This is a genomic window from Mycobacterium sp. IEC1808 (assembly GCF_002101935.1).
GTDB lineage: Bacteria > Actinomycetota > Actinomycetes > Mycobacteriales > Mycobacteriaceae > Mycobacterium.
The window spans coordinates 25,122-31,252 of the sequence record NZ_LQPV01000035.1; the positions used below are offsets into that span (position 1 = coordinate 25,122).

4 protein-coding genes are annotated in these 6,131 nt (G+C 71.5%); all 4 read left to right on the plus strand.

Annotated elements, in window-relative coordinates; translation table 11 throughout:
* Positions 1-38 precede the first annotated feature (38 nt).
* The gene (locus tag AWB92_RS19950; protein ID WP_241523528.1) at positions 39-2,039 is read left to right on the plus strand and encodes a hypothetical protein; all 2,001 of its coding nucleotides are present in this window, start codon (positions 39-41) and stop codon (positions 2,037-2,039) included.
* A 268-nt stretch (positions 2,040-2,307) separates the two neighbouring features.
* On the plus strand, positions 2,308-3,750 hold the full coding sequence (locus tag AWB92_RS19955) for a hypothetical protein (RefSeq protein ID WP_085188740.1): 1,443 nt from the start codon (positions 2,308-2,310) through the stop codon (positions 3,748-3,750).
* A gap of 102 nt (positions 3,751-3,852) precedes the next feature.
* The gene (locus tag AWB92_RS19960) at positions 3,853-4,968 is read left to right on the plus strand and encodes a hypothetical protein (RefSeq protein ID WP_085188742.1); all 1,116 of its coding nucleotides are present in this window, start codon (positions 3,853-3,855) and stop codon (positions 4,966-4,968) included.
* Between the two features lie 189 nt (positions 4,969-5,157).
* Positions 5,158-6,131, plus strand: a 974-nt coding sequence (locus tag AWB92_RS19965) for a hypothetical protein (protein WP_241523529.1), incomplete at its 3' end; no start/stop codon positions are given.

Here is a 6,131-nt window from a genome sequence, read left to right on the forward strand (position 1 = left end):
TGGAGGGGGTTGTATTGGACATCGTGCTCGGCGTGTCGATGGCACCGGCGTCGATCCAGATGGTCGTCTTGGAAGGCGAAAACGCCGACGGCGCAACGGTAGAAGAGGACGAGTTCGACGTCACGGCTGCCGAAGACCCGGCAACGGCGAGCGCACCCGACCAAGTAGTCGCCGCCATTCTCGGCACCCGCGAAGGCGCGGCCGATGCCGGCCTGGAGCTGTCGGCGATCGGTGTGACGTGGACCGATCAGTTCGAGGCGGCCGCTCTGCGCGATGCGCTGGCCGCCCACAAGATCGAGAACGTCATGCTAGTGTCGGCGTTTCTGGCGGCGGCGGCGCTGGCCCAAAGTGTGGGCGGCGCAGTCGGTTACGAGCGCACCGCGGTGCTGTATGTGGAGCCCGACACCGCGACTCTCGCCGTCGTGGAGACCTCCGACGGTTCCATCGCCGACGTCTACAAGCAACCGATCTACGCCGAGTCCTACGGCGACGCGATCACGCAACTCAGCGGGATGGTCGCCGGGCTGGAAAAGACGGAGCTGGCGCCCGACGGGCTATTCCTGGTCGGCTCGGGCGTCGACATCGCGCCGATCAAGCCGGCGCTGGAGTCGGTGACGTCGCTTGACGTGAGCGCGCCCGAGGAGCCGGAGACCGCGCTGGCCCGCGGTGCCGCCCTGGCCTCGGCGAACGCGCCGTTGTTCGCGTCATCAACCGCGGCGCTGGCCTACGCCCAAGACCCCGGCACAGGCGCCGTCGACCAGTACGCGTTTCCTGAATATCTCAGCGTCGGAACCGAACTCGGCGACGACCTCGCGTACAGCGCCGTGCACGACGACGACGCCGACGCGCCGACCGTCCTCATCGAGAAGCTGTTCGTCCAAGAACAGGAGCAGCCGCGCCGCAGGCCCGTCCTGCTGCTCGGCAGCGGTTTGGCGGTGGTCGGCATCAGCGCGGTGCTGGCGCTGGAAATCGCGCTGGCCATCGGCATCCGCACCACGGGGACCGTGGCGTTGCGGCCCACCCCGGCCCAAAACCTCATCGTCCCAACGCAACAGGCGCCCGCGCCGGTCCAGGCGGCCCCCGCGATGCCGAAGATCAACCTGCCGCAGCCCATGTCGGCGCCCATGCCGTTGAATCCACCCGCGCCCGCACCGCTGCCCGCGGCTCCGATTGCTCCGCCGCCTCCCGCGGCCCCGCCGATCGACCCAGTGGTACCGGTGCCGGTCGTGGTCCCGCCGCCCGTCGCGCCGATTCCGGTGCCGCCGGTCCACGTGCCGATTCCCAACCCGGTCGTTAGCCCGCCGATTATCCAGGCGCCGCGCCTGCCTATACCCCAGCCCGTTGTGCCGCAACCGCCGGTGCACGTCCCGCAGCCGCAATGGCCGGTGCCCGGTAGCGGCACGGTTCCCCATTCGCCGCCGCACCAGTCGCCCGGGGAAAACCCGCTACCCGTCCCGGGCAATGGTCCCGGCGGCGGGCACTTGCCGATACCGGGCAATGGTTCCGGCGGCGGGCACTTGCCGATACCGGGCAATGGTTCCGGCGGCGGTGGTCCCTTCGGCGGCGGTGGTCCCTTCGGCGGCGGTGGTCCCTTCGGCGGCGGTGGTCCCTTCGGCGGCGGTGGTCCCTTTGGCGGCGGCGGTCCGATCCACATCCCCGGCGGAGGCTCAGGCGGGGGTGAGCCCGCCGGACCCGGGCCGTTCGGCGGCGGTGGACCGCTCGGTGGCGGTGGGCCGTTCGGCGGCGGTCACGGCGGTGGCGGTCCGATCGGCGGCGGGCCGTTCGGCGGAGGCGGAGGGCCGTTCGGTGGCGGCGGGCCGTTCGGCGGCGGTCACGGCGGTGGCGGCCCGATCGGTGGCGGCCCGTTCGGTGGCGGCGGTGGCCACGGTGGCGGCGGCTTCGGCGGTGGCGGCGGTAGCGGGCCCTTCGGCGGCGGTGGCCACGGTGGCGGCGGCTTCGGCGGTGGCGGCGGCTTCGGCGGCGGTGGCGGCGGCTTTGGCGGTGGCGGTGGCGGGCACAGTGGCGGCGGGCACCACTAGCCGGCCGGACGTTACGCGCCGTTGCGAATCGGTTAACGCATGCCGAATTGCGCTTAACACCCCGCGGTGGTGCGAGTACGGTCGAAACATCGGGCAAGTCGAAAAACCGCGCTGCCCACGAACCAGAACTCTATAGCGCACAGCTAATCCCGGATTCTCGAGCCCCGCGCGCTGCTGTGGCCGTAAGTCCGTGGTGACTAAGCAAGTAATCGTGTCGTCGACGCATTGTCGTGGCGACACAGCAAACTAGCCGAGGAGATATCTAGCGTTGGTGGGCATCGTGCTTGGCGTCTCGATGGCGCCGACGAACGTCCGCATGGTGCTGGTGGAAGGTGAAGGCGCCGACGGGGCCACCGTCGACGAGGAGAAGTTCGACGTCTGCCTGGACACCCCCGGCTCTGCGGGCCCGTCCACGGCACCCAACCAAGTGGTGTCCGCCATCCTCGGTACCCGCGAGGGCGCGGCCGAGGGCGGCTACCAGCTGCTCTCGACGGGAGTGACGTGGACCGATCACGTCGAGGCCGCCATGCTGCGCGACGCGCTGGCCGCCCACAAGGTCGAGAACGTCATGCTGGTCTCGGCGTTCATGGCCGCGGCCGCGCTCGCCCAGGCCGTGGGCGACGCCACCAACTACGAGCGCACCGCGCTGCTCTTCGTCGAGCCGTATACCGCGACGTTGGCGGTGGTCGACAGCGCGGACGGGTCGATCTGCGACGTGCACCGGCGGGTTCTCGCCGAGGACGAAGACCGGGCCGTTGCCGAGCTCGCCGAGCTGGTTTCCGGTGTGGAGGCGCTGGAAACGCGCCCGGATGGCGTGGTCGTCGTCGGCTCCGGCGTCGACATCCCGCTGATCATGCCGGCGCTGGAGGCCGCGACATCCCTTCAACTGTCGGTCCCCGACGAACCGGAGATGGCCCTGGCACGCGGTGCCGCGCTGGCGTCGGCGAACGCGCCGCTGTTCGCGTCGTCGACCGCGGCCTTGGCCTACGCGCTGGACCCCGGCACCGGCGAGGTCGACCCGTTGGCCCTGGCCGGCCAGTTTCCCGGATTGCTGCCTGCATACCAGCCTGAATACCGCCCCCTTCCGGAGCCCTCCGACGCCAAAGGCAAGCCCAACGTCGCCTACAGCGCGGTGCCGGACGACGATGCCGACGCGGGCACCGCCCTCGGCCTCGACGACGGCACGCAGCGGCGCAAATCCGTTGCGCTGGTCGGCAGCATGCTGGCGGTGGTCTTCATCAGCGCCGTTGTGGTTCTTGAGATTGCGCTCGCGATCAGCATCCGTCCGACCGTTGCGCTGCGGCCCAGCCCGAACGAAAACATCGTCGCCCCGACGCAGCCACCCGCGCCCGCGCCGGTACCCCAGGCCCAGCCGAAGATTCAGGAGCCCGCGCCGGTGGCCGTGCCGCATCCCATCGCCCCGCCCGCCGCCGCGCCGGCGCCCGCGGCGCCGCCGGTCCCGGTTCCCGCGATGCCCCCGCCGGTGTTCGTTCCCGTGCCTCGCGTGCCGGTGCTCGCGCCTCCCGTGCCCCGGCTGGAGGGTGGTCGCGGCCCCTTCGGCGGGGGGCCGGCGCCGCGCGGTCCCTTCGGCGGCGGCCGCGGTCCGTTCGGCTGGCATGGCCCGTTCGGCGGGCATGGCCCCTTCGGTGGTTTCGGTGGTGGCCACGGTTTCGGCGGTGGCCACGGGTTTGGTGGCTTCGGTCACAGGTAACGGTTCGCCGCCGCCGCGCCTGTCCGGCTGCGCGAGCTAGGGTGGCGGACTAGGGGCGGGTGAATCAGATTGTCAGCGAATAAGTTCGGAGAATGGGGGAGCGTGGACGTCGTCCTTGGGGTGTCGTTGGCACCCGAGACGATCCGCATGGTGCTCGTCGAGGGCGAAGGTGCCGGCGGCGTCACCGTCGATCAGGCCGACTTTTCGACGCCGGGTACCGCCGCGGTCGATCAGGTAATCGAGGCCATCCAGGGCACTCGGGAAAGCGCGGCTCAGAGCGGCTATCGGCTGAGGTCCAGCGGGGTGACGTGGACCGATCAGTCTGCCGCCGCCGCGCTGCGAAATGCGTTGGCGGCGCGCAAGATCGAGAACGTCATGCTGGTCTCGGCGTTCGTGGCCGCGGCGGCGCTCGCCCAGGCCGTCGGCAGCGCGACCAACTGCGCCCGCACGGCGCTGCTGTTCGTCGAGCAGGCCACTGCGACGCTTGCCGTCGTCGATACGTCGGATGGGTCCATCGCCGACGTACAGCGCAAGCCCCTGCCCCACGGCGACGGTGCGGCGCTGGCGGAGCTGGCCGCAATGGTCGCGGGTGCCGAATTGATGCGTGGCCGCCCCGACGGCGTATTCGTCGTCGGCTCCGGCGTCGACATCCCGCACATCAAGCCCGCGCTGGAGGCGGCGACGTCGCTGTCGGTGACGGCGCCCGAGGAACCCGAGATGGCCTTGGCGCGGGGCGCCGCACTGGCATCGGCGAACGAGCAACTGGGAGCGCCGAGCACGGTCGAGATGCCATACGTGCAGGAGCCGGTGCGCGAGCTGGCATACAGCGCCGAGGCGGACCCCATGCCCGCCGACCAGCCGGAGCACGGCGAGCGCGGCAGCCGAAAGATGCTGGCAATCCTCGGTGCGGCCGCGATACTCGTCGTCGGAGCCGTGGCCCTGACGGTGGCGCTCGCCGTCGGCATTCGCCCGCACGTGGACGATCGACCCGATGTCGGCAAGAACGTCGTCGCCCCGGCGACCCAGGCGGCGCCGCCCCCGAAAGCCCCGCCCGCGGCGCCGGCCCCACCGCCGGCCCCCGCGCCCGCCGCACCGAATCCGGGGCCGAGCTCGAACCCCCTTCCGCAGTGGCTGCCGCCGCTGCCCAGGGACGATGATCACGACGACCATTGGGGGTGGCTGCGCCGCCACTTGGGGCACGGAGTCCTGGGTCCCTAGCCCGGTCGCCGACTGGGCGAAACCGCGTAAAATCGGGGGGCCAGGGGAATACAGGGTGGGGACTCAAGGCGTTCAGCAGGTGTTAATGCGGGCGACAGCCAGGTCCCTGGCCCCCGATGGCTAGCAAACGACGATGGAGGAGCTTTGGACACCGTACTTGGCGTGTCAATGGCGCCGACGGCCGTCCGTATGGTGCTGGTCGAAGGCGAGAATGGCGACGGTGCCACCGTCGATGAGGACAACTTCGATGTTGCCGCCGACGACGACGCGGCAACCATCACCGCGGCCGACCAGGTAGTCTCGGCGATCCTGGGCACCCGGGAGGGCGCGGCCGAGGGCGGCTATCAACTGGCGTCGACGGGTGTCACGTTCACCGACCCGATCGAGGCCGCCGCGCTGCGTGATGCGCTGGCCGCCCACAAGGTCGAGAACGTGATGTTGGTCTCGGCGTTTCTGGCCGCGGCCGCGCTGGCCCAGACGGTCGGCAACCAGACGAACTACGCGCGCACGGCGCTGCTGTACATCGAGCCCGAAACCGCGACCCTGGCGGTCGTCGACAGCGCGGACGGCTCGGTCACCGACGTTTACCGCCAGGCCCTGCCCAGCGACGACGAGGCGGCGGTGACGCAGCTGGCCTCGATGGTCGCCGGTGCCGAGGCGCTGGAGGCGCGGCCCGACGCCGTGTTCGTCATGGGCTCCGGCATCGACATCCCGATGATCAAGCCGGCGCTGGAGGCGGCGACGACGCTGCCGCTGACGGCGCCCGAGGAGCCCGACACCGCGCTGGCCCGGGGGGCGGCGCTGGCGTCGGCGAACGCGCCGCTGTTCGCGTCGTCCACCGCGGCGCTCGCCTACGCGCAGGACCCGGGCACCGGCGCCATCGATCCGTTCGCGGTGGCCCCCGGCTACTTCGACATGCCCGCCACCGCCGACGCAAACGCACTGGCCTACAGCGCCGTCGCGGACGACTTCGACGAGGCCTACACCGGCGGGCACGCGACGCAGCTGGTCGGCGCGGGCGGACGCGAGCGCGGATCGTTCCGGCTGCTGGGCAGCGCGCTGGCGGCGCTCTTCGTCGTCGGCGTGACGGCGCTGGTGGTGTCGCTGGCCGTCGCCATCCGCCCGACCGCCGGCGTGCAGCCCGCCCCCGGCCACAACGTCGT

What these genes read in the sequence shown, in the direction of transcription:
- AWB92_RS19950 (WP_241523528.1), top strand. Translation starts at nt 39, where the DNA reads ATGGCACCGGCGTCGATCCAGATGGTCGTCTTGGAAGGCGAAAACGCC.